This window comes from Variovorax sp. PAMC26660 (genome assembly GCF_014302995.1).
GTDB lineage: Bacteria > Pseudomonadota > Gammaproteobacteria > Burkholderiales > Burkholderiaceae_C > Variovorax.
Map to the genome: position 1 here is coordinate 2,279,294 of NZ_CP060295.1, position 20,975 is coordinate 2,300,268.

The window sequence follows — 20,975 nt, forward strand, 5'->3', positions numbered from 1 at the left end:
CGCTTCAGCGTCAGTCAGTTGGTCAGTTAACCAGCCACAGGCCCACGCCCAGCAGCGCCACGTGCGCGCCCAGCGCGATGTACAGCGGCTTGCGCGACGGCGTCGCCATGTCCTGCAGCGTCTCGTTGATGCGGCGCGTGAGCAGGGCGCGCAGCGCCGGGTCTGGCGCGGCATCTTCGCCGGCGGCCGATTCGCCTTGCGCGGCACGGCTTTCCTGCCACTCGGCGAGCATCTCGCTCATCGGCAGCCGGTTCAGCACGAACGAAACCACCGACCGCGCCGCCTTGCCTTCACCCAGCACCGGCGCAAGCTGCTTGCTCAACGCGTCGACCGACAGCCAGTCGGCCGCGCGCTGCAGTGTGCCGTGGGTGCGCGGCATGGCCTCGATGCGGCCCGCGATGGCGCCACCCAACTTCTGCGCCACGACCTCGCCGCGTGCCGCCACCAGATGCTGCATGGCGCGTGCGCGGCCTTGCGCCACACCCAGCATCACGTAGACGCCCACAAACAAGAACAGCAGAACGGCCACCATCAGCGGCGGCGAGGTGAACAGCGCGACGATGGCGCCGAACCCGCCGGCACGCGCCGCCGGATTGCCCGGCCCCTGCAACTGGCTCAGGTAGAAGACGAAAACGCCGCCGCCCAGAATCACGCCGAGCAGGCCGCCCTTGATGACCGATCCCGCGAAGGCAAGACCGGCCTTGGCGCCGGTGCGAACGAGGGACGGCTGGCTGGCTGGTTCCGATGACATGAAAAGCTCCTCCGGTTATTTTTGAAAGCCGCCCCGTGCGGGGCCGGTCGCCGACGATCATGCCATCGGCGCCCACACCATAATCGCACTCCAACCAACACGAGGAGGACTTCATGGCCACCAAATTCCAGAAACCGACCGGGGCGTTCGTCGCCGCCTCCTGGGCCGCGCTGCTCGCCGGTGCCGTCGTCTACCTGATCGGGCTGTGGAACGCCACGATGCAGCTCAACGAAAAGGGCTACTACTTCACCATCCTGATGTACGGCCTGTTCGCCGCGGTGTCGCTGCAAAAGACTGTGCGCGACAAGCTCGAAGGCACGCCCGTCACCGCCATCTACTACGGCCTGTGCTGGATCTCGCTGCTGCTGTCGGTGGCGCTGCTCGCCGTCGGCCTGTTCAATGCCACGCTGGCCAACAGCGAGAAGGGCTTCTACGGCATGGCCTTCCTGCTGAGCCTGTTCGGCGCAGTGGCCGTGCAGAAGAACGTGCGCGACATCGCCTCGTACAAGAGCGACCAACCCGCAAGCGACGACATTCCCGACGCGGGCTGAAGCCCCTTTGCGCCAGCCGCGCTACTCGTTGTCGTTGTAGCCGCTGGCGCCCATCAGCGCCGACAGGCGTGCCGCAATGTTGCCGGCGATCTCCTGCACCTGCGTCACGTCGGGGCCGGCCTTCTGGTCGATGCGCTCGATGTACGGCACGTTGATGGACGCGATGACATGGTCGGCCACACCCATCACCGGGAACGCGATGTTGGTGATGCCCCGCGTCTGCTTGCTCGGCATTGCCGAGTAGCCGCGCGCTCGCACCTCCTGCAGGATCGAGAACAGCTCGCCGGGGTCCATGTCGAGTTCGCCTTCCACGCCAATGTGGGCGCGCAGCATGCGGGCGCGGTCGATCTCGTCGCGGAACGCCAGCAGCACATGGCCCGAGGAGGTGTCCGTCAGCCCCATCACCACCCCCACCTTGAGGCCGAAGGACCAGCGCTCCGGACTCTCGACCTGGGCGATGACGACCACGCGCCCGCCCTGGTACATGGCCAGGTGGCAGGACTGGCGCGCCCGGTTGGCCAGCTCGCGCAGCAGCGGCAGCGCCACGCTCACGAGGCTCTTGAGCGGCTGCTGGCGATGGGCCAGCTCGAACATCCGCAGCGTGAGCGTGTAGCGGTCGTTCTCGTCGACCTGCACGTAGCCGCGCCGTTGCAGCGTCACCGCCATGCGGAAGATCTCGCTGACCTTGCGGCCCACCTTCTGCGCCAGCTCGTTGAGCGTGCAGCCGGCGACGCTGTCGGCCAGCACCTCCAGGATGTCCAGCCCCTTTTCGAGGGCCGGCGCCGAATAGCGCGGGCCGGCGTCCAGTCCGTCTTCCGGCTCGGACGACGGGGCTTCGATCAATGGTTCTTCAGGGCTGCTCGACATCTTTGGATTCATGGCGCTTCAAGCGTACACGCATGGCAGGCCGGCTTCGGGCGAAGCCGGGCGGCGCATCAGCCCACGCGGTCCTTTCCGGCAATCTGCCGCGGCAGGGCGAACAGGATGAGCGCGGCGGCGAGCAGCGTCACGGCAGCGATCACGTACAGGCCGACCTGCGTGCTGCCGGTCATGTCATGCACCTTGCCCACCATGTACGGGCTGATGATGCCGCCGAGGTTGCCGATGGAGTTGATCAGCGCAATGCCGCCTGCAGCAGCCGTGCCTGTCAGAAACTTCGGCGGCAGCGTCCAGAACACCGGCAGGCAGCCGATCACGCCCACGGCCGCCACCGTCAGCGCGGCCATTGCCAGCCCGGTCGACGCGCCGAAGTAGGCGCTGCAGATGTAGCCAAGCCCGCCCACGGCCACGGTCAGGCCGAGGTGCCAGCGGCGCTCGCCGGAGCGGTCCGAGCTGGCGCCGATCAGCACCATCGCGATGCCCGCAGCCGCATAGGGAATGGCGGTGAGCAGCCCGATGTTCAGCGGGTCTGTGATGCCGGTGTTCTTGATGAGCTGCGGCATCCAGAAGGTCAGGCCGTACAGGCCCATCAACATGAACATGTAGATCAGCGCCAGCAGTGCCGTGCCCGGCTGGCGCAGGGCCGCCAGGAAATTGTGCTCGGCCTGGCCGGCTTCCGCGTCGACGTTGGCGCGCAGCAGGCGCTTTTCGTCATGGCTCAGCCACTTCGCGTCCTCGATGCGGTTGTCCAGCAGGAGCAACACCACCAGCCCCAGCAGGATCGTCGGCAACCCCTCCAGCAGGAACAGCCACTGCCAGCCGGCCCAGCCGTTCACGCCCGCAAAGCGGGTCATGATCCAGCCGGCCAGCGGCCCGCCGATGACGCCCGAGATCGCGATCGAGGTCATGAACCAGGCGTTGATGCGCGCGCGCCGCCGGGCCGGGAACCAGTAGGTGAAGTACAGGATGACGCCCGGCAGGAAGCCCGCTTCCGCCGCGCCCACCAGGAAGCGCAGGATGTAGAACGAGGTCTCCGACTGCACGAACATCATCCCGGTGGAGGCCAGCCCCCAGGTGATCATGATGCGGGCGATCCATCGCTTGGCACCCACGCGATGCATGATGATGTTGCTGGGCACCTCGAAGATGAAGTAGCCCACGAAGAAGATGCTGGCCCCGAGCCCGTAGGCAGCATCCGAAAGGCTCAGGTCGCCCTGCATCTGCAGCTTGGCAAAGCTGATGTTGACGCGGTCGAAGTACGCAAAGATGAAACACACCACCAGCAGCGGCAGTACGCGCCAGCCGACCTTGCGGTAGATGGCGTCCTCGGCCGCCGAGCCGTCCGCCAGCACGGCGGACCCGGCCATGGATGAGTTGCTCATGGCTCAGTTCGACCAGCCGCCGTCGATCATGTGGGTGGTGCCGGTCGTGAAGGCCGACTCGTCCGATGCCAGGTACACCACCAGCGCGGCAATTTCCTCCGGCCGGCCGACACGGCCCAGCGGCTGGCGCGCGACGAACGCGGCGCGCACCGTGGCCTCGTCGGCGCCGGCCTGCTCGGCCTGCGCCGCGATGCGATCGCGCAGCGAGGGCGATTCGACTGTGCCTGGGCAGATCGCGTTGCAGCGGATGCCCTGCTGGATGAAGTCGGCCGCCACCGCCTTGGTCAGCCCGATGACGGCAGCCTTCGACGCACCGTAGACAAAACGGTTGGGCACGCCCTTCACGCTCGACGCGGCCGAGGCCATGTTGATGATCGAGCCGCCGTGCTCCAGCATCGCGGGCAGGAAGGCGCGGATGGCGCGGTACATCGACTTCACGTTGAGGTCCATGCTGAAGTCCCAGTCGGCTTCCTCGCAGGCCAGGATGTTGCCGCTGTGCACGAAGCCGGCGCAGTTGAAAAGCACGTCCAGCCGTCCGGCGGTCTGCGCGAAGGCCTGCAGCGCGGCGCTGTCGCGCACGTTGAGCGATGCGGTCTTCAGGCCGGTCAGCCCTTCTTCGCGCGCCAGTGCGGCGAGTTCGGCCAGCGCGGCTTCGTCCACGTCGGTGGCCCACACGGTGGCAGCGCCTTCACGGGCCAGTGCGAGTGCGCTGGCGCGGCCGATGCCCTTGCCGGCGGCGGTGACGAGGATGTTTTTTCCCTGAACGCGGTTGCTCATGTTGCGGTGTCCTTGGTGTGGTTTGAGTGCTGGTGAAATTTTCATTTCATCTATGAAATCAAATGTACGCCAAGGCCTTGGGATTTGGAGCTTGCCAAAGGCCTCCAATTGCGCCTTTCTCATTGGTATTTACCCGTAAACAGGCGCAAACCCCAGCATCAAAAACAGTCCGTCCTGTTAGCCTAAATGCTGAAATCTAGTTTTATCTAAGAAAACAAGAGACATGACCACCACGACCGATTCGCTGCTGCCCCGGCTCCAGGCTTGCTACACCGGCATCCTTCACGACGTCATGCGCGCCATGGGTCTGCGCGACTTCACGCTGCCGCCCACACTGCGCCCGCTGATCGCCGGCCAGAAGATCTGCGGCCCAGCCTTCACGGTGAGCGGCCGCGTCGATCCCACCGTCGACCCGCATGAAACGCTGATGGCCTGGACCGGTTTTCTCTCGCGCGCCAAACCGGGCCACATCGCGGTGATCCAGCCCAACGACTCGACGGTCTCGCACATGGGCGAGCTGTCCGCCGAAACACTCGGGCGCAAGGGCGTGCTGGGCGTGATCGCCGACGGCGGCGTGCGCGATGCCGAATTCATCATTGCCCAAGGCTTCCAGGTCTGGCATCGCTACTTCACGCCGCGCGACGTCGTCGGCTACTGGCTGCCCGACGCGATGGAAGTGCCCGTGCGCATCGGCGAAGTCACCGTGAACCCGGGCGACTTGCTGCTGGCCGACACCGACGGCGTGATCTGCATCCCGCTCGCGCAGGCCGAAGCCATCGTCACCGAGGCCGAACACATGATGGGCCGCGAGAACCTCGTGCGCACCGCCATCCTCGCGGGCACCGATCCGCAAGAGGCCTACCTGAAGTACCGCAAGTTCTGAGGCATCGAACCGTGAGCGCCCTTCAGCAACCCCTCGACTCCCGGCTCGTGCTGCTCTCGCCCGAGGACAACTGCCTGATCGCCTGCAGCCACCTCGCAGCCGGCACCGTGGTGCAGCTCGAAGGCGGCAGCGCCACGCTGCCGCGCGAGATCGGCCTGGGCCACAAGCTCGCGCGTCGCGCCATCGCCGCGGGCGAGAAGGTGCTGAAGTACGGCGCCGTCATCGGCAGCCTGCGCATTCCGGTCGAGGCCGGCGAGCACATCCACACGCACAACCTCGACAGCGACTACACCCCCACCTACACGCTGGACGAGGGCCACACCTTCGTCGGCCATGCCTGAAGCGACGACACCCTCATGAGCTCAACGAACCCGCTCCACGGCTACCTGCGCGCCGATGGCCGCAAGGGCATACGCAACGTGGTGGTCGTCGCCTATCTCGTGGAGTGCGCGCACCACGTCGCGCGCGAGATCACGCTGAACTTCCGCCATCAGCAAGGCGATGTCGAAGTGCACCTCGTCGGCTTCCCGGGCTGCTACCCCAACGAGTACGCCGAGCGCATGATGACGGCGATCACCACGCACCCCAACGTGGGCGCGGCGCTGCTGATCTCGCTGGGCTGCGAAAGCATGAACAAGCGCAAGCTCGAACAGGCCATCGCGGCCTCGGGCCGGCCGGTGCACACGCTGACCATCCAGCAGAAGGGCGGCACCCGCAGCACGATCCGCGAAGGCACCGAATGGGTCGAATGGGCGCTGGCCGAACTCGCGCAGCAGGGGCGCGTGCCGATGGCCATGAACGAACTCATCGTCGGCACCATCTGCGGCGGCTCCGACGGCACCAGCGGCATCACCGCCAACCCGGCCGTGGGCCGCGCCTTCGACCTGTTGATCGCGCAGGACGCGCGCTGCATCTTCGAGGAAACCGGCGAGCTGATCGGCTGCGAATTCCACATGAAGCGACGCGCCGCCACGCCGGAACTCGGCGATGCGATCGTCGAGTGCGTGAACAAGGCCGCGCGCTACTACAGCATCATGGGTCACGGCAGCTTCGCGCCGGGCAACGCCGACGGCGGCCTTTCGACCATTGAAGAGAAATCGCTGGGTGCCTATGCCAAGAGCGGCGCCTCGCCGATCAACGGCATCGTCAAGCCCGGCGACGTGCCGCCGCAGGGCGGCCTCTACCTGCTCGACGTGGTGCCCGATGGCGAGCCGCGCTTCGGCTTTCCGAACATCAGCGACAACGCCGAGATCGTCGAGCTGATCGCCTGCGGCGCGCACCTCATCCTTTTCACCACCGGACGCGGCTCGGTGGTGGGTTCGGCGATCTCGCCGGTCATCAAGGTCTGCGCCAATCCCGACACCTACCGCCAGCTCGCCGAAGACATGGACGTGGACGCCGGCCGCATCCTCGAAGGGCGCGGCACGCTGCAGGAAGTCGGGCAGGAAATCTTCGATGCGGTGCGCGACGTCGCCAACGGCGCGGCCACCAAGTCCGAAGGCCTGGGCCATCGCGAATTCATCCTGACCTACAAGGCCTTCGAGCCCCTCGGTCCGTCCTGCATGCCCCTGGCTCGTGCGGCCTGAGCCGGCCACTCCTGCGAACGATTCCCCGAAGGAGATTGCTTGAACTACCAGTTCGATTTCGCACCCGTGCTCGCGCAGTGGCCGCTGCTGCTGGAAGGCGCATGGACGACCGTGCAACTGTCCTTCGTCGCCACCGTGCTGGGCTTTGCGCTGGGCACCGTCTGCGCACTCGGACGCAACAGCCCGCACGCTTGGCTGCGCGGCCTGACGGGTGGTTATGTGGAGGCGATCCGCAACACGCCGCTGCTGATCCAGAGCTACTTTCTGATCTTTGGCCTGTCGAGCGCGGGCGTGACCATGCCGATCATGGTGGGCGCGGTGCTGGCGCTGGTGGTCAACATCGGCGCCTACAGCTGCGAGATCATCCGCGCGGGCATCGAGTCGATCCACAAGGGCCAGCTCGAAGCCGCGCAATGCCTTGGGCTTTCCAAGCTGCAGGTGTTCTGGCACGTGATCCTGCGCCCGGCCGTGGAGCGGGTGTATCCGGCGCTTGCCAGCCAGTTCGTGCTGCTGATGCTGGCCTCCAGCATCATGTCGTCGATCGGCGCGGAAGAACTGTTCGGCGTGGCCAACCGCATCCAGTCGGACACCTTCCGCAACTTCGAGATCTTCATCGTGCTGTGGGTGGTGTACCTCGTGCTGTCGTACGCCATGCGGCTGGGCTTCTGGCTGCTGGCCATGCTGATCTTCCCGCGCCGGCGCAAGCTCGGCACGCCGCTGTGAAAGGCGCCGCGTCATGACATTCATGCCGGCCGATCACTTCGGCTTTCTCCTTCTGGGTGCCTGGGGCACGGTGCAGCTTTCGGCGCTGGCCTTTGTCGGCGGCGGGCTGATCGGGCTCGCGGTGGCGCTGGCCCGCGTGTCGCCGGTCAAGGCAGTGCGCGTGGCGGCCGCGGGCTACATCCAGGTCATCCAGGGCACCCCGCTGCTGGTGCTGATGGGCGTGTGCTTCTTCGGCCCCAACATCGCCGGCATCGGCTCGGTGCCGGCACTGGCCGCGGCGGCGCTGGCCATCACCGTCTACGCCAGCGCCTTCCTCGGCGAGATCTGGCGCGGCTGTATCCAGGCGGTGCCGCGCGCGCAGTGGGAAGCCGCCGAGTGCCTGGCGCTCACGCGCTGGGAGCGCATGCGCCGCGTGATCCTGCCGCAGGCGCTGCGCATCGCGACGCCGCCCACCGTGGGCTTCATGGTGCAGATCATCAAGAACACATCGATCGCGTCGCTGGTGGTCGGCTATGCCGAGCTGTCCTACAACGCCAAGGTGCTGAACAACTCGACCTTCCAGCCCTTCCTGTATTTCGGGTGCGCGGTGGTTCTCTATTTCATTCTTTGCTACCCGCTCTCGCGGTGGAGCCGCGCCCTTGAAAGGAAGCTCAATGCAGCCCGTGGTTGAACTCAACGACGTCCACAAGCACTTCGGCAAGCTGCATGTGCTCAAGGGCGTGTCGTTCTCGGTCGAGCGCGGCCAGGTGGTGGCCATCATCGGCCAGAGCGGCTCGGGCAAGAGCACGGCACTGCGCTGCATCGACCGGCTCGAAACCATCGACAGCGGCACCATCCAGTGCTGCGGCCATGCGGTGCACGATGCGGCCCTGAACCTGCGCGCGCTGCGCAAGGACGTGGGCATCGTGTTCCAGAGCTACAACCTGTTCCCGCACCTCACGGTCAAGCAGAACATCACGCTCGCACCGCAGTCGGTGAAAAAGATCGGCGCCTCCGAAGCCAACGCCATCGCGATGGAAGTGCTCGAACGCGTGGGCCTGGCCGAGAAGGCCGACGCCTACCCCGAACAACTCTCGGGCGGCCAGCAGCAGCGTGTGGCCATCGCGCGCTCGCTCGCGATGAAGCCACAGCTCATGCTGTTCGACGAAGTGACTTCCGCGCTCGACCCGCAGCTCACCGGCGAAGTGCTCAAGGTGATGGAAAAGCTCGCGTCCGAAGGCATGACCATGATCCTCGTGACGCACGAGATGGCCTTCGCGCGCGGCGTGGCCGACAAGATCATCTACATGCACCAGGGGCTGGTATGGGAAGAGGGCGACGCCAGCATCCTCAGCCACCCGCAAACGCCCGAGCTGCAGCACTTCCTAGGCACCGGGCTCTGAGCGCCGGCGCCCATCTTCACAACTCCAGGAGACCTTCGATGACCCGCTCTCTCTTTGCCCAGCGCCGCGGCGCACTGCTTTCCGCCCTTGCGCTGGCCCTGCCGCTTGCCTTCATCGGCGGCACGGCGCATGCCGACCAGCTCGACACCATCACGGCCGCCAAGAAGATCCGCGTGGCCATCGACCTGGCCGTGCCGCCGTACGGCCTGAAGGACGAAAAACTCAACGCCACCGGCTCCGACGTCGAGACCGCGCGCCTGCTGGCCAAGAGCCTGGGCGTGGAGCTGGAGATCGTGCAGACCACCGGCGCCAACCGCATCCCGTTCCTGCAGACCGACAAGGCCGACATCGTGATCTCGAGCATGTCGGTCACGCCCGAGCGCGAGAAGGTCGTTGATTTCTCGGTGCCCTACGCCGCCATCCTGGCCGTGGTCGGCGCGCCGAAAAGCATGACCATCACCGGCCCTGCGGACCTGGCCGGCAAGAAGGTGATTGCCACGCGTGGCACCACCAACGACCAGGAACTCACCAAGGCCGCGCCGGCCGGCACGCAGATCGTGCGCTTCGACGACGACGCCACCTCGATCACCGCCGTCATCAGCGGCCAGGCCGACATCTTCGCCACCGCGCCACCGCTCCTGAAGACCATCAACGAGAAGAACCCGGCCAAGCAGATGGAGCCGAAGTTCACGATGAAGATCAACATGATGGCCATCGGCATGCGCAAGAACGAGCCCCGGCTGAAGGCCAAGCTGGACGACTTCGTGAAGGCGCAGCTCAAGAGCGGCGAGCTGAACACCATCTACAAGAAGTTCCACGGCGCCGACCTGCCGGTCGAAGTGACGCGCAACGCGGGTTGAGCACGATGGCCAAGATCGACCAGGTCGAGATCGCGCAGATCGACATTGCGCCCAAGGTCAAGCGCACCGACGCCATCCAGTCCTTCGTGACGCAGGAGACCGTGATGGTCACCGTGCGCTGCGACGACGGCTCGGTGGGCACGGGCTACACCTACACCATAGGCACGGGCGGCTCGTCCATCGTGGCGCTGCTGCACGACCATCTGGTGCCACGCCTGATCGGGCGCGATCCGCAGCAGTACGAGGCGATCTGGCGTGACCTGTTCTTCCACACGCACGCCACCGCGGTCGGCGCCATCACCAGCCTGGCTCTGGCGGCCATCGACACCGCGCTGTGGGACCGCAATGCGCGTGCCGTCAACCTGCCGCTGTGGCGACTGGCCGGCGGTGCGCAGTCGCGCGTACCGGTCTACACCACCGAAGGCGGCTGGCTGCACATCGAGCCGGCGCAACTGGTCGAGCAGACGCTCGCAGCCAAGGCCGACGGTTTTCTCGGCGCGAAGATCAAGGTCGGCAAGCCGCATGTGGCGCAGGACATTGCGCGCCTGTCGGCCGTGCGCGAGGCGGTCGGCGCTGATTTCGAGCTGATGGTCGATGCCAACCAGAGCTTCACCGTGGCCGAAGCCATTCGCCGTGCGCGCCAGTACGCGCTGCTCGATCTCGCATGGTTCGAGGAGCCGATGCCGGCCGAACATGTGCGCGGGCATGCGCAACTGCTGGCCAGCACCAGCGTACCGATCGCGGTGGGCGAGTCGATGTACCACCCGTCGCAGTTCGCCGAATACATCCAGCAGGGCGCTTGCTCCATCGTGCAGGCCGACGTGGCGCGTGTGGGCGGCATCACGCCATGGCTGAAGATTGCGCATCTGGCCGAAGCCCACAACATCGCGATGTGTCCGCACTTCCTGATGGAGCTGCATGTGAGCCTGTGCGCGGCGGTGCCGAATGCGCGCTGGGTCGAATACATCCCGCAGCTCGACGACCTGACCACGAGCCGGCTGCGTATCGAGGATGGCCATGCGGTGGCACCTGAGACGCCGGGGCTCGGCATTGAGTGGGACGTCGATCAGCTCAAGGCGCGGCGCAAGTTCGCGCCGATTGTGGTTCGCGGCTGAGCTTGTTTGGCGTTGGGGTGCTGCTGTTCAGGGCGGCACTCACGCCGACACGGTGCTCTTTTTCGCGAATGTCCCCCGCTTCGCTCCTCCTTTATTTCGCGAAAAAGAGCCCCGTATCGACGTGAGCGCTCAGAGCACTTGTTGATCGGCGATCACCAGCAGCGTGCCCTTGTGCGAATGGCACCGGGTGCTCCCCGCAGCGAAATAAAGGAGGAGCGAAGCGGGGGACATTCGCACAGGGGAGCACCCGGTGTCATTCGCACTCGCCCTGAATGCACCCGCCCCGAACAGCAGCGCCAAGAACGCGCCCGGCCCATGAACAGCCTCCAAAAGGCCGAGTCAGCCAGCTTCAAGCAGATGCCGCAGCGCCTGCAGGTCACGCGCAATCCATTCCGCATCGCGCTCAAAGGCTGCATCGTCCATGTGCGGCTGGCGCAACAGCGTGAACTGCAACTCACAAGCGCCCGGCGCCACGCCGATCACTCGAAACGGCAGGTAGACCTCAGGCACACCTTCAGGCGCGACCCAGTGATCAAGAACGCCAAAGTCGTTGGACGGCGCAAAACGCATGTGAGCGTCACCGCTCTCGGGCGTTTTCACAATCCAGTGGTCGCCGTAGCGAACCAGTGCGCTCTTGGCCAGGCCGCTCGCCCAATCAGGCAAGCGCGCCGGATCGGCAGCCAACGCATAAGCGCGACGCCATTCGCAGGCCACGCGCTGCGTGACGACGCGGGACTGCACGGTGAGGTCTTCATTCGTCTGCTTCATCGAAGTCGCTCCTGAGGACTTTGGCCACCACCGCGCCCGAAAAACCGCGCGCCAGCAGAAACCGCATTTGCTTGGCCCGCTCCTTGGCGTCAGCGGGCGCTGCGTCGAAGCGGCGACGCCACAGCGCCGTGGCGCGTTCGACTTCCGTGTCTTGCAAGCCGGCCACCGCTTCGGCGATGGCCTCGGGCGCAATGCCCTTGGCCTGCAACTCCTGCCGCACCCGCAACGCGCCCGAGCGGGCGGCGCGCTGGTTCAGCACCGAAGCCACCACACGCGGCTCGCTGATGAAATCCTTGGCGGCCAGTTCGTCGAGCGCGCGGGCCAGCGTGCCGGGCTCTTCTTCATGCTTGGCCAGCTTGCGCTCCAGCTCCGCGCGCGAATGCTCGCGCTGGCTCAGGAGCCGCAGCGCGCGGCCTTTGAGGGAAGGGGCTGCGAAAGCCATGCGGGGGTCGCTCGCGCGGCCCGCGCAACTTGCGAAGGGCCGCCGTCGAACTTACTCTGCCGCTGCCTTGTCGGCCTTCGGCGCCTTGGCGGGCTTCTCGGCCTTTTCGGGCTCTGCACCGGCATCGGCGGCCAGCAGCGGAATGCCCAGCGACTCGCGCACCTTGTTCTCGATCTCGCGCGACAGCTCGGGGTTCTCGCGCAGGAACTCACGGGCGTTGTCGCGGCCCTGGCCGATTTTTTCGCCGTTGTAGGCGTACCAGGCGCCCGACTTGTCGACGATCTTGGCGGTGACGCCCATGTCGATGATTTCGCCTTCGCGGCTGATGCCCTCGCCGAACAGGATGTCGAACTCCGCCGTCTTGAACGGAGGGCTGACCTTGTTCTTCACCACCTTCACCTTGGTTTCGTTGCCGATGGCTTCGTCGCCCTTCTTGATGGTGCCGATGCGGCGGATGTCCAGGCGCACCGAGGCGTAGAACTTCAGCGCATTGCCGCCGGTGGTGGTTTCGGGCGAGCCGAACATCACGCCGATCTTCATGCGGATCTGGTTGATGAAGATGACCATGCAGTTGGTCTTCTTGATCGTGGCCGTGAGCTTGCGCAGCGCCTGGCTCATCAGGCGGGCCTGCAGGCCGGGCAGCGAGTCGCCCATTTCGCCTTCGATTTCGGCCTTGGGCGTGAGCGCGGCGACCGAGTCGATGACGATCAGGTCGACGGCGCCCGAGCGCACCAGCGAGTCGACGATTTCGAGCGCCTGCTCGCCGGTGTCGGGCTGGCTGATCAGCAGGTCGGACAGGTTCACGCCGAGCTTCTGGGCGTACTGCACGTCGAGCGCATGTTCGGCGTCGACGAAAGCGCAGGTGCCGGCCTGCTTTTGCATTTCGGCGATGACCTGCAGCGTGAGCGTGGTCTTGCCCGAGGATTCCGGGCCGTAGATTTCGATCACACGGCCGCGCGGCAGGCCGCCGACGCCCAGGGCGATGTCCAGGCCCAGCGAGCCGGTGGAGACCACCTGGATGTCTTCGAGCGCTTCACCTTCGCCCAGCCGCATGATCGTGCCCTTGCCGAACTGCTTTTCGATCTGGGCCAGCGCGGCCTGCAGGGCCTTGGCCTTTTCACTGTTGGCGACCGAGATGCTTGCGCCCTTGACGACTGCGTCCATGTGGAAATCTCCTTGAAAATCAACGGTTGGTGTTCGGTTTCATCCATCTGCTTTTAACCACAGGCTGGATGCTTGAACAGTAGTGTAGAGGCTGGTTGTTTTGAGTAAACTCATTTTTTGGTCAGTTTGCTTTACCATTCGGCGCCATGTCCGAAGCCGCTTTCCCGACCGATCCCGATGCCTGGCGGCAGACCCACCTGGGCCGTCTGCTGGGCCATGCGATGCGCCGCTTCGACGAGCGCGTGCTGGCACTGATGGCGCACGACCTCGACGTGCCGCTGGCCCTGTCGAACCTCGCCGCCCGCGCCCAGGTGAGCGCCGCGCACGTGCACATCACGCGGCACCTGGCGCGCGAGGGTTCGCGCCTGACCGAGCTGGCCGAGCGCGCCGGCATGACCAAGCAGGCGATGGGCGCGCTGGTCGACCAGTGCGAGGCCTGGGGGCTGGTCACGCGCGGGCCCGATCCGCTCGATGCGCGCGCGCGCCGCGTGCTCTTCACCACCGACGGCCTGGCCTGGCTCGACGCCTTCCGCAGCGCGGTGACGCAGGCCGAGCGCGAGTTCCGCAGCAGCGTCGGCGATGACATCGCCACCGTGGTAACCATCGGACTGGAAGCCTACACAGCGGGCTAGACTCCGCCTGAGAGACAAATGCGAACGGCGCCGGCGCGGCGCCCGAACCGGCCGGAGGTGGCACATGAGAATTCTGATTGCCGAAGACGACCAGGTGCTGGCCGATGCCCTGCTGCGCAGCCTGCGCACTTCGGGCGCGGCGGTCGACCACGTGGCGAACGGCTCGCAGGCCGACACCGCGCTCATGACCCATGACGAATTCGACCTGCTGATCCTCGACCTCGGGCTGCCCAGCCTGCACGGCATCGAGATCCTCAAGCGCCTGCGCGCGCGCGGCTCGCAACTGCCGGTGCTGGTGCTGACCGCAGCCGACAGCGTGGAAGAGCGCGTGAAAGGCCTGGACCATGGCGCCGACGACTACATGGCCAAGCCCTTCAGCCTGCAGGAACTCGAAGCACGCGTGCGCGCCCTCACGCGGCGCGGCATGGGCACCACCAGCAACGCGATCCGCCACGGCCCGCTGGTCTACGACCAGGCCGGCCGCGTGGCCACCATCGACGGCAAGATGATCGAGCTGTCGGCTCGCGAACTCGGCCTGCTCGAAGTGCTGCTGCAGCGCGCCGGCCGGCTGGTCAGCAAAGACCAGTTGGTCGACCGGCTGTGCGAATGGGGCGAAGAGGTGAGCCTCAACGCCATCGAGGTCTACATCCACCGGCTGCGCAAGAAGATCGAGAAGGGGCCGGTGCGCATCGCGACCGTTCGCGGATTGGGCTACTGCCTGGAAAAGATCCAGTCCTGATGTGCCCGTACCTGCGGGAAATGCCGCGGAACCGGCTTCGCCGCGCCGCAAGCGGCATTGCCACCGGTAGAGGGTTGGCGGGGCGACACGAAGTGCGCGAAGCCCGGGGGCGAGTCAAGTGAAGCTGTTCCAGCGCGCCCAGCGCTCCCTGTTCGGCGAAATCCTCGACTGGATGCTCACGCCGCTGCTGCTGCTGGTGCCGGTGAGCATCGGCGTCACCTGGCTGGTGGCGCAGGGCATCGCCAACGCGCCCTTCGACCGCGCGCTCGAACACAACATCAAGGCGCTGGCCGAACTGGTGACGGTGAAGGAGGGCGAAACGCAGTTCGCGCTGTCGCAATCGGCACGCGAGATCCTTCGGGCCGACGATGCCGGCCACGTGTACTACCAGTTGGTCGACGGCCACGGCGCGCTGCTCGGCGGCGAGCGCGATCTGCCGCATCCCAATGTCGACGAGCCGCCGGGCCCGAACGTCGTGCTGCTGCACAACAGCGAGGTCCACGGCAAGCCGGTGCGCGTGGCCTCGCTCTGGATCGCCAGCGGCCGCGAAGAGGTGCCGGCCAGCCTGCTGCAACTGGCGGAGACGCGCGAGAAGCAGTCGGTGCTCGCCGCCGAGATCATCAAGGGCGTGCTGCTGCCGCAGTTCGCGATCCTGCCGTTGGCGGTGCTGCTGATCTGGCTGGCGCTGGTGCGCGGCATCAAGCCGCTGTCGGTGGTGGAGGCGCGCATTCGCGAACGGCGCCCCGGCGACCTGAGCCCGCTCGACGAATCTTCGGTGCCGCTCGAAGTGGTGCCGCTGGTGTCGTCGGTGAACGAGCTGCTGAACAAGCTCAACGATTCCATCGACACGCAAAAGCGCTTTCTGGCCGATGCGGCGCACCAGCTCAAGACGCCGCTGGCGGGCCTGCGCATGCAGGCCGACCTGGCCCAGCGCGAAGGCGCCAATGCCGACGAGCTGAAGCAGTCGCTCAAGCAGATCGGCCGCGCCAGCGTGCGCGCCACGCACACGGTGAACCAGTTGCTGTCGCTCGCGCGGGCCGAAGGCACCAGCGCCATGACCCACCAGCAGCCCTGCGACCTGGCGCGGCTCACCATCGAGGTGGTGCGCGAGGCCGTGCCGCGCGCGATCGAAAAGCGCATCGACCTGGGCTACGAGGGCGCCCAGACGGGTGCGCCCGGCGTCATGTTCGACGGCAACCCGACGCTGCTCAAGGAGCTGGTGCGCAACCTGGTCGACAACGCGCTCAACTACACGCCCTCGGCGCCCCCCGAACGACCCGGCCGGATCACCGTGCGCGTGCTGGCCGACCCCTTCGGCCATGTGCTGTTGCTGCAGGTGGAAGACAACGGCCCGGGCATCGCGGAGTCCGACCGCGAGCTGGTGTTCGAGCCCTTCTACCGCGTGCTCGGCAACGAGGCCGACGGCTCGGGGCTGGGCCTGCCGATCGTGCGCGAGATTGCCAACCAGCACCGCGCGCAGGTGAAGCTCGAAGACGCGCACCCCGGCAAGCATTCGCCGGGAGCGCTCTTCACGGTGCGCTTCGAGGGCGAGCACCTGGAGTGAGCCTGTCCGCTGAAAAGTGCAGTGCCAGTGCGGCGCATGCTCGCGCGCGGTGCCGGCTCGGGTGGATCAGGGCGCGGGTGCGCTGACCTTGGGTTCCTTGCGGATCTGCAGCCACTCGGGCCGGATCTGCCGCGCAAGCCGTTGCGGCTCGCGCTCGTTGAGGCCGGCCGGGGCCAGGCCGAAACCGACCAGATCACCGCGCGCCCACAGGAAGTAGCCGGCGTTGGCCAGCAGCAGGGCGACGAGTACCAGGCGCAATTTCATCCGCGTCAGAAGGCCATGCCGCGAGGGCGCACGCTCACTTCGTCGCTGGTGATCAGTTGCAGGCCGGCGTCGGTGCGCACCTGCAACTCGCCACCCCAGGCCACGCCTTCGCACAGGCCGGCGGTGCCGTCGCTCAGCACCACCTCGCGCCCGCGCAGCACGTCGCGCGCGGCAAAGCGTTCGGCGAATGGCGCGAAGCCGCCTTTCTCGAAGGCCAGCACGGTGCGCACCAGCGGCTCGGCCATCTCGCGCAGCACCTCGGGCGCGCTCGCCTCGGGCCGCCACTGGCGCAGCCACGCGGGCGGCGTGCGCATGCCGTCGCCTTCGCGCGCGCCGATGTTGATGCCGATGCCGATCACGACGTAGCGCTGCCCGTCCTGCCGCGCGGCCTGCGGCATCGCGGTCTCGATCAGGATGCCGACCAGCTTGCTGTCGTTGACCCACACATCGTTGGGCCACTTGAGCCCGATCTTGTGTTCGCCCGTCGGGTCGAGGCTTTCGGCCACGCTGACACCGACGGCGAGCGACAGGCCCGACCAGTCCGCGGGCGCCAGCGGCAGGCCCAGCGAAAAGGTGAGCGAGGCAGCGACCTCTTGCTGCGGCGCGCTTTGCCAGGGGCGACCGAGGCGGCCGCGTCCTGCCGTCTGGCGCTCGGCCACCAGCAGCACGGGCTCGGTGCGGCCGGCGCGCGCACGGCGCATCAGCTCGGTGTTGGACGAATCGACCTCGGCCACGGCCTCGACCGTGAAGCCCGGCAGCAGCGGCGCGACCGCTGCTGCGATCCGGTCTTCGAACCAGGCGGCCGTGGTGCTGCGGCTGTTCATGCTCAGTCCTTGTCGGACTTGTCTTTCTTGGCGGATTTCTTGTCCGCCTTCTTGTCGGCTTTTTTCCCGGCCTTCTTGTCAGCCTTCTTGTCAGCCTTCTTGGCTTCCTTCTTTTCGGCCTTTTTCTTTTCAGCCTTTTTCTTCGCCTTCTTCTTTTTCTTCTTCTCTTCGTCTTCGTCCTTGGGCGTCAGCAGCGTGCCGCGGCACTGCTCGGAGCCGCACCAGCAGGGAAATTCGGACAGGAGCTTGGGCGTGTACGGCTCGTCGATGACCAGGCCGTAGTCGTAGTTGAGTTCTTCGCCCGCGGAGATGTTGCGCAGCGCCTTGATGAAAACGCGGCCATCGGTTTCATCGGCTTCGCAGTTCGGCTCGCACGAGTGGTTGATCCAGCGCGCGTCGTTGCCCTTGACGTTGCCGTCGATCACACGCCCGTCATCGATGTGGAAGTAGAAGGTGTGGTTGGGCTGCGTCGGGTCATGCGGATGGCGGCGCAGCGCCTCTTTCCAGTTGATGACCTCGCCCTTGTATTCGATGAGCGTTTCGCCTTCGGCCAGGTCCTGCACGGCGAACACGCCGTTGCCATGAACATCGGAGCGCCGCATCTGAATTCGGCGGCCGGCGGAAAGTGGGGTTTTGGAAGGCATCGCCGAAGTCTGTTAGTTTGAATATGCACACATGCGCGTGTGCGCGTGCGCACGCGGGAAGCCGCAGAGTATAGAGAGCCCTCAGATGACAAAGACTTTGGTAATCGCAGAAAAGCCGTCGGTGGCACAGGACATCGTCCGTGCACTCACGCCGGTGGCCGGCAAATTCGACAAACATGACGAACATTTCGAGAACGACAGCTATGTCGTGACCAGCGCTGTCGGCCATCTGGTCGAGATCCAGGCGCCCGAGGAATTCGACGTCAAGCGTGGCAAGTGGAGCTTTGCCAACCTGCCGGTGATTCCGCCCCACTTCGACCTGAAGCCGGTCGACAAGACAAAGACGCGCCTGAACGCCGTGGTCAAGCAGGCCAAGCGCAAGGACGTGACGCAACTCATCAACGCCTGCGACGCGGGCCGCGAGGGTGAGCTGATCTTTCGCCTGATCGAGCAGTACGCCGGCGGCAAGACGCCGCTGGGCAAGCCGGTCAAGCGCCTGTGGCTGCAGTCGATGACGCCGCAGGCCATTCGCGACGGCTTCGACCAGTTGCGCACCGAAAAGCAGATGCAGGGCCTGGCCGACGCCGCGCGCTCGCGCTCCGAGGCCGACTGGCTGGTGGGCATCAACGGCACGCGCGCCATGACGGCGTTCAACTCGCGCGACGGCGGCTTCTTCCTGACGACCGTGGGCCGCGTGCAGACGCCCACGCTGTCGGTGGTGGTCGAGCGCGAGGAGCAGATCCGCAAGTTCGTCTCGCGCAACTATTGGGAAGTGCACGGCAGCTTCGCGGCCGAGGCCGGCGAGTATCCGGGCAAGTGGTTCGACGCCAACTGGAAGAAGGCCAACGCGCCGCTGCAGGCCAACGGCGAGCCCGACCCCGAGCAGCGCGCCGACCGCGTGTGGAACGAGCAGGACGCGCTGGCCATTGCCAATGCCGCGCGCGGCAAGCCCGCCACGGTGACCGAAGAAAGCAAGCCCACCACGCAGGCCTCGCCCGCGCTGTTCGACCTGACCTCGCTGCAGCGCGAGGCCAACGGCCGTTTCGGCTTCAGCGCCAAGACCACGCTCGCGCTGGCGCAGAGCCTGTACGAACGCCACAAGGCGCTGACCTACCCGCGTACCGATTCGCGCGCGCTGCCGGAAGACTATCTGCCGGTGGTCAAGGACACCATGGGCATGCTCGCCAACAGCGGCATGAAGCACCTGGCGCCGTTCGCCCAGCAGGCGGTCGACGGCAACTACGTCAAGCCCAACAAGCGCATCTTCGACAACGCCAAGGTGTCGGATCACTTTGCGATCATCCCCACGCTGCAGGCACCCAGCGGCCTGAGCGAAGCCGAGCAGAAGCTGTATGACTTCGTGGTGCGCCGCTTCCTGTCGGTGTTCTTCCCGAGCGCCGAGCACCAGGTGACCACGCGCATCAGCACGGTCGAGCAGGGCGGCAAGAAGTACCCGTTCCGCACCGACGGCAAGGTGCTGGTCAAGCCGGGCTGGCTCGCCATCTACGGCAAGGAAGCGCAGGACGACGAGAAGGAAGACGACAAGGACGGCAAGCGCCTCGTGCCGGTGAAGCCGGGCGAGATCGTCAACACCGAGTCGGCCGACATCAAGGGCCTGAAGACGCGCCCACCCGCGCGCTACTCTGAAGCCACGCTGCTCGGCGCCATGGAAGGCGCCGGCAAGACCATCGACGACGACGAGCTGCGCGAGGCCATGCAGGAGAAGGGCCTGGGCACGCCAGCCACGCGCGCGGCCACCATCGAAGGGCTGATCGCCGAGAAGTACATGCTGCGCGAAGGCCGCGAGCTGATCCCCACGGCCAAGGCCTTCCAGCTCATGACGCTGCTGCGCGGCCTGGGCGTGGAAGAACTGTCGAAAGCCGAGCTGACGGGCGAATGGGAATACAAGCTCGCGCAAATGGAAAAGGGCGCGCTCAGCCGCGACGCCTTCATGCGCGAGATCGCGGCGATGACCGAGCACATCGTCAAGAAGGCCAAGGAATACGACCGCGACACCGTGCCGGGCGACTACGCCACGCTCGAGACGCCGTGCCCCAATTGCGGTGGCGTGGTGAAGGAAAACTACCGCCGCTACGCCTGCACCGGCAAGACCGGCACCGGCGAAGACGCCTGCGGCTTCTCGTTCGGCAAGTCGCCGGCCGGGCGCACCTTCGAGGTGGCCGAGGCCGAGGCGCTGCTGCGCGACAAGCACATCGGCCCGATCGACGGCTTCCGCTCCAAGGCCGGCTGGCCTTTCACTTCGGAGATCGTCATCAAGTACGACGAGGAAGCGAAGAACTGGAAGCTGGAGTTCGACTTCGGCGACGACAAGAACGCCGAGAGCGGCGAGATCGTCGACTTCAGCGAGCAGGACACCGTGGGCCCGTGCCCGGTGTGCGGCGCGCCGGTGTTCGACCACGGCAGCAACTACGTCTGCGAGAAGTCGGTGCCGACCACTGCGCAGCCGACGCCCAGCTGCACCTTCAAGACCGGCAAGATCATCCTGCAGCAACCGGTGGAGCGCGCGCAGATGGAAAAGCTGCTCGCCACCGGCAAGACCGACCTGCTCGACAAGTTCGTGAGCATGCGCACGCGCCGCGCCTTCAAGGCCTTCCTCACGTGGAATGCTGAAGAGGGCAAGGTGACCTTCGAGTTCGCACCGCGTGAAGGCGGCAGCAAGTTCCCGCCGCGCAAGACCTTCGGCAAGCCAGCGGCAAAGACCGCGGCCGCCAAGAAGGTGGCAGCGAAGAAGACGCCCGCCGCCAAGAAGGCACCCGCCGCGAAGAAGGCGGCCACGCCACGCAAGCCGGGCACGGGCTTGAAGCCCAGCGACTCGCTGGCCGCGGTGATCGGCGCCGATCCGGTGGCGCGCACCGAGGTCATCAAGAAGCTGTGGGACTACATCAAGGCCAACAACCTGCAGGACGCGCAGAACAAGCGCGCGATCAATGCCGACGCCAAGCTGAAACCTGTGTTCGGCAAGGACCAGGTGACGATGTTCGAGCTTGCCGGCATCGTGGGCAAGCACCTCTCGGCGCTCTGAGC

At 66.3% G+C, this 20,975-nt stretch carries 23 protein-coding genes; 13 read left to right on the plus strand and 10 right to left on the minus strand.

What is annotated here, in order from left to right; genetic code table 11:
- Positions 1–22 precede the first annotated feature (22 nt).
- The gene (locus H7F35_RS11015; protein WP_187112897.1) at positions 23–751 is read right to left on the minus strand and encodes a hypothetical protein; all 729 of its coding nucleotides are present in this window, start codon (positions 749–751) and stop codon (positions 23–25) included.
- Between the two features lie 113 nt (positions 752–864).
- Here H7F35_RS11015 and yiaA point away from each other — a divergent pair, with 113 nt between their 5' ends.
- Entirely contained in the window at positions 865–1,302 is a 438-nt protein-coding gene (gene yiaA, locus H7F35_RS11020; RefSeq protein ID WP_187112898.1) for an inner membrane protein YiaA, read from the plus strand.
- Between the two features lie 21 nt (positions 1,303–1,323).
- On the opposite strand, the gene H7F35_RS11025 is transcribed toward yiaA, so the two are convergent.
- The 3 genes from H7F35_RS11025 to H7F35_RS11035 all read right to left on the minus strand — a co-directional run bounded on the left by H7F35_RS11025 (position 1,324) and on the right by H7F35_RS11035 (position 4,340).
- Positions 1,324–2,169 carry an IclR family transcriptional regulator gene (locus H7F35_RS11025; RefSeq protein ID WP_187112899.1) on the minus strand — a complete coding sequence of 282 codons (846 nt, stop codon included), beginning with the start codon at positions 2,167–2,169 and terminating at the stop codon, positions 1,324–1,326.
- A 68-nt stretch (positions 2,170–2,237) separates the two neighbouring features.
- Complete coding sequence (locus tag H7F35_RS11030) at positions 2,238–3,563, minus strand: MFS transporter (RefSeq protein ID WP_261803600.1); 1,326 nt, start codon at positions 3,561–3,563, stop codon at positions 2,238–2,240.
- Positions 3,564–3,566: 3 nt separating this feature from the next.
- The gene (locus H7F35_RS11035) at positions 3,567–4,340 is read right to left on the minus strand and encodes an SDR family oxidoreductase (protein WP_187112900.1); all 774 of its coding nucleotides are present in this window, start codon (positions 4,338–4,340) and stop codon (positions 3,567–3,569) included.
- A gap of 223 nt (positions 4,341–4,563) precedes the next feature.
- Between H7F35_RS11035 and H7F35_RS11040 the strand changes: the two genes are divergently transcribed.
- From H7F35_RS11040 to H7F35_RS11075, 8 genes are read left to right on the plus strand one after another with little or no spacing between them, the layout of a single operon-like run.
- A complete protein-coding gene (locus H7F35_RS11040) occupies positions 4,564–5,223 on the plus strand; it encodes an RraA family protein (RefSeq protein WP_187112901.1) in 660 nt (219 codons plus the stop codon).
- A gap of 11 nt (positions 5,224–5,234) precedes the next feature.
- The gene (locus H7F35_RS11045; RefSeq protein WP_187112902.1) at positions 5,235–5,564 is read left to right on the plus strand and encodes a UxaA family hydrolase; all 330 of its coding nucleotides are present in this window, start codon (positions 5,235–5,237) and stop codon (positions 5,562–5,564) included.
- A gap of 15 nt (positions 5,565–5,579) precedes the next feature.
- Entirely contained in the window at positions 5,580–6,809 is a 1,230-nt protein-coding gene (locus H7F35_RS11050) for a UxaA family hydrolase (RefSeq protein ID WP_187112903.1), read from the plus strand.
- A 39-nt stretch (positions 6,810–6,848) separates the two neighbouring features.
- A complete protein-coding gene (locus tag H7F35_RS11055) occupies positions 6,849–7,532 on the plus strand; it encodes an amino acid ABC transporter permease (RefSeq protein ID WP_187112904.1) in 684 nt (227 codons plus the stop codon).
- 13 nt (positions 7,533–7,545) lie between these two features.
- Positions 7,546–8,202 (plus strand): amino acid ABC transporter permease, encoded by a 657-nt coding sequence (locus H7F35_RS11060; RefSeq protein ID WP_410010773.1) that lies wholly within the window; start codon positions 7,546–7,548, stop codon positions 8,200–8,202.
- Complete coding sequence (locus H7F35_RS11065; RefSeq protein ID WP_187112905.1) at positions 8,186–8,914, plus strand: amino acid ABC transporter ATP-binding protein; 729 nt, start codon at positions 8,186–8,188, stop codon at positions 8,912–8,914. Before H7F35_RS11060 ends, H7F35_RS11065 begins: the two co-directional genes overlap by 17 nt.
- 38 nt (positions 8,915–8,952) lie before the next feature.
- Positions 8,953–9,774, plus strand: coding sequence for a transporter substrate-binding domain-containing protein (locus H7F35_RS11070; protein ID WP_187112906.1), 822 nt, complete (start codon positions 8,953–8,955; stop codon positions 9,772–9,774).
- Between the two features lie 5 nt (positions 9,775–9,779).
- Positions 9,780–10,889, plus strand: a complete 1,110-nt coding sequence (locus H7F35_RS11075) for a mandelate racemase/muconate lactonizing enzyme family protein (protein WP_187112907.1) — start codon at positions 9,780–9,782, stop codon at positions 10,887–10,889.
- Between the two features lie 339 nt (positions 10,890–11,228).
- Here the strand turns inward: H7F35_RS11075 and H7F35_RS11080 are convergent, their stop codons facing one another.
- Genes H7F35_RS11080 through recA form a run of 3 tightly spaced genes read right to left on the minus strand, consistent with a single transcriptional unit; the run spans position 11,229 to position 13,263 of the window.
- Positions 11,229–11,657, minus strand: coding sequence for an SRPBCC family protein (locus H7F35_RS11080; protein ID WP_187112908.1), 429 nt, complete (start codon positions 11,655–11,657; stop codon positions 11,229–11,231).
- A complete protein-coding gene (gene recX / locus H7F35_RS11085) occupies positions 11,641–12,099 on the minus strand; it encodes a recombination regulator RecX (RefSeq protein WP_187112909.1) in 459 nt (152 codons plus the stop codon). Before recX ends, H7F35_RS11080 begins: the two co-directional genes overlap by 17 nt.
- A gap of 51 nt (positions 12,100–12,150) precedes the next feature.
- Positions 12,151–13,263, minus strand: a complete 1,113-nt coding sequence (gene recA, locus H7F35_RS11090; RefSeq protein WP_187112910.1) for a recombinase RecA — start codon at positions 13,261–13,263, stop codon at positions 12,151–12,153.
- 146 nt (positions 13,264–13,409) lie between these two features.
- Here recA and H7F35_RS11095 point away from each other — a divergent pair, with 146 nt between their 5' ends.
- From H7F35_RS11095 to H7F35_RS11105, 3 genes are all read left to right on the plus strand, one after another.
- A complete protein-coding gene (locus tag H7F35_RS11095; RefSeq protein ID WP_187112911.1) occupies positions 13,410–13,895 on the plus strand; it encodes a MarR family winged helix-turn-helix transcriptional regulator in 486 nt (161 codons plus the stop codon).
- A gap of 64 nt (positions 13,896–13,959) precedes the next feature.
- Complete coding sequence (locus H7F35_RS11100) at positions 13,960–14,634, plus strand: response regulator transcription factor (protein ID WP_093242554.1); 675 nt, start codon at positions 13,960–13,962, stop codon at positions 14,632–14,634.
- Between the two features lie 118 nt (positions 14,635–14,752).
- Entirely contained in the window at positions 14,753–16,198 is a 1,446-nt protein-coding gene (locus H7F35_RS11105) for a sensor histidine kinase (RefSeq protein WP_187112912.1), read from the plus strand.
- A gap of 66 nt (positions 16,199–16,264) precedes the next feature.
- On the opposite strand, the gene H7F35_RS11110 is transcribed toward H7F35_RS11105, so the two are convergent.
- From H7F35_RS11110 to H7F35_RS11120, 3 genes are read right to left on the minus strand one after another with little or no spacing between them, the layout of a single operon-like run.
- Entirely contained in the window at positions 16,265–16,462 is a 198-nt protein-coding gene (locus tag H7F35_RS11110) for a sporulation protein (protein WP_187112913.1), read from the minus strand.
- A 5-nt stretch (positions 16,463–16,467) separates the two neighbouring features.
- The gene (locus H7F35_RS11115; protein ID WP_187112914.1) at positions 16,468–17,286 is read right to left on the minus strand and encodes a biotin--[acetyl-CoA-carboxylase] ligase; all 819 of its coding nucleotides are present in this window, start codon (positions 17,284–17,286) and stop codon (positions 16,468–16,470) included.
- Between the two features lie 2 nt (positions 17,287–17,288).
- Positions 17,289–17,930, minus strand: coding sequence for an SET domain-containing protein (locus H7F35_RS11120; RefSeq protein ID WP_187112915.1), 642 nt, complete (start codon positions 17,928–17,930; stop codon positions 17,289–17,291).
- Between the two features lie 85 nt (positions 17,931–18,015).
- On the opposite strand from H7F35_RS11120, the gene H7F35_RS11125 reads away from it, so the two are divergent.
- Positions 18,016–20,973, plus strand: coding sequence for a DNA topoisomerase III (locus H7F35_RS11125; protein WP_187112916.1), 2,958 nt, complete (start codon positions 18,016–18,018; stop codon positions 20,971–20,973).
- Positions 20,974–20,975: the final 2 nt, after the last annotated feature.

What these genes read in the sequence shown, in the direction of transcription:
- H7F35_RS11015 (WP_187112897.1), bottom strand. Translation starts at nt 751, where the DNA reads ATGTCATCGGAACCAGCCAGCCAGCCGTCCCTCGTTCGCACCGGCGCC.
- yiaA (WP_187112898.1), top strand. Translation starts at nt 865, where the DNA reads ATGGCCACCAAATTCCAGAAACCGACCGGGGCGTTCGTCGCCGCCTCC.
- H7F35_RS11025 (WP_187112899.1), bottom strand. Translation starts at nt 2,169, where the DNA reads ATGTCGAGCAGCCCTGAAGAACCATTGATCGAAGCCCCGTCGTCCGAG.
- H7F35_RS11030 (WP_261803600.1), bottom strand. Translation starts at nt 3,563, where the DNA reads ATGAGCAACTCATCCATGGCCGGGTCCGCCGTGCTGGCGGACGGCTCG.
- H7F35_RS11035 (WP_187112900.1), bottom strand. Translation starts at nt 4,340, where the DNA reads ATGAGCAACCGCGTTCAGGGAAAAAACATCCTCGTCACCGCCGCCGGC.
- H7F35_RS11040 (WP_187112901.1), top strand. Translation starts at nt 4,564, where the DNA reads ATGACCACCACGACCGATTCGCTGCTGCCCCGGCTCCAGGCTTGCTAC.
- H7F35_RS11050 (WP_187112903.1), top strand. Translation starts at nt 5,580, where the DNA reads ATGAGCTCAACGAACCCGCTCCACGGCTACCTGCGCGCCGATGGCCGC.
- H7F35_RS11060 (WP_410010773.1), top strand. Translation starts at nt 7,546, where the DNA reads ATGACATTCATGCCGGCCGATCACTTCGGCTTTCTCCTTCTGGGTGCC.
- H7F35_RS11065 (WP_187112905.1), top strand. Translation starts at nt 8,186, where the DNA reads ATGCAGCCCGTGGTTGAACTCAACGACGTCCACAAGCACTTCGGCAAG.
- H7F35_RS11070 (WP_187112906.1), top strand. Translation starts at nt 8,953, where the DNA reads ATGACCCGCTCTCTCTTTGCCCAGCGCCGCGGCGCACTGCTTTCCGCC.
- H7F35_RS11075 (WP_187112907.1), top strand. Translation starts at nt 9,780, where the DNA reads ATGGCCAAGATCGACCAGGTCGAGATCGCGCAGATCGACATTGCGCCC.
- H7F35_RS11080 (WP_187112908.1), bottom strand. Translation starts at nt 11,657, where the DNA reads ATGAAGCAGACGAATGAAGACCTCACCGTGCAGTCCCGCGTCGTCACG.
- recX (WP_187112909.1), bottom strand. Translation starts at nt 12,099, where the DNA reads ATGGCTTTCGCAGCCCCTTCCCTCAAAGGCCGCGCGCTGCGGCTCCTG.
- recA (WP_187112910.1), bottom strand. Translation starts at nt 13,263, where the DNA reads ATGGACGCAGTCGTCAAGGGCGCAAGCATCTCGGTCGCCAACAGTGAA.
- H7F35_RS11095 (WP_187112911.1), top strand. Translation starts at nt 13,410, where the DNA reads ATGTCCGAAGCCGCTTTCCCGACCGATCCCGATGCCTGGCGGCAGACC.
- H7F35_RS11100 (WP_093242554.1), top strand. Translation starts at nt 13,960, where the DNA reads ATGAGAATTCTGATTGCCGAAGACGACCAGGTGCTGGCCGATGCCCTG.
- H7F35_RS11110 (WP_187112913.1), bottom strand. Translation starts at nt 16,462, where the DNA reads ATGAAATTGCGCCTGGTACTCGTCGCCCTGCTGCTGGCCAACGCCGGC.
- H7F35_RS11115 (WP_187112914.1), bottom strand. Translation starts at nt 17,286, where the DNA reads ATGAACAGCCGCAGCACCACGGCCGCCTGGTTCGAAGACCGGATCGCA.
- H7F35_RS11120 (WP_187112915.1), bottom strand. Translation starts at nt 17,930, where the DNA reads ATGCCTTCCAAAACCCCACTTTCCGCCGGCCGCCGAATTCAGATGCGG.
- H7F35_RS11125 (WP_187112916.1), top strand. Translation starts at nt 18,016, where the DNA reads ATGACAAAGACTTTGGTAATCGCAGAAAAGCCGTCGGTGGCACAGGAC.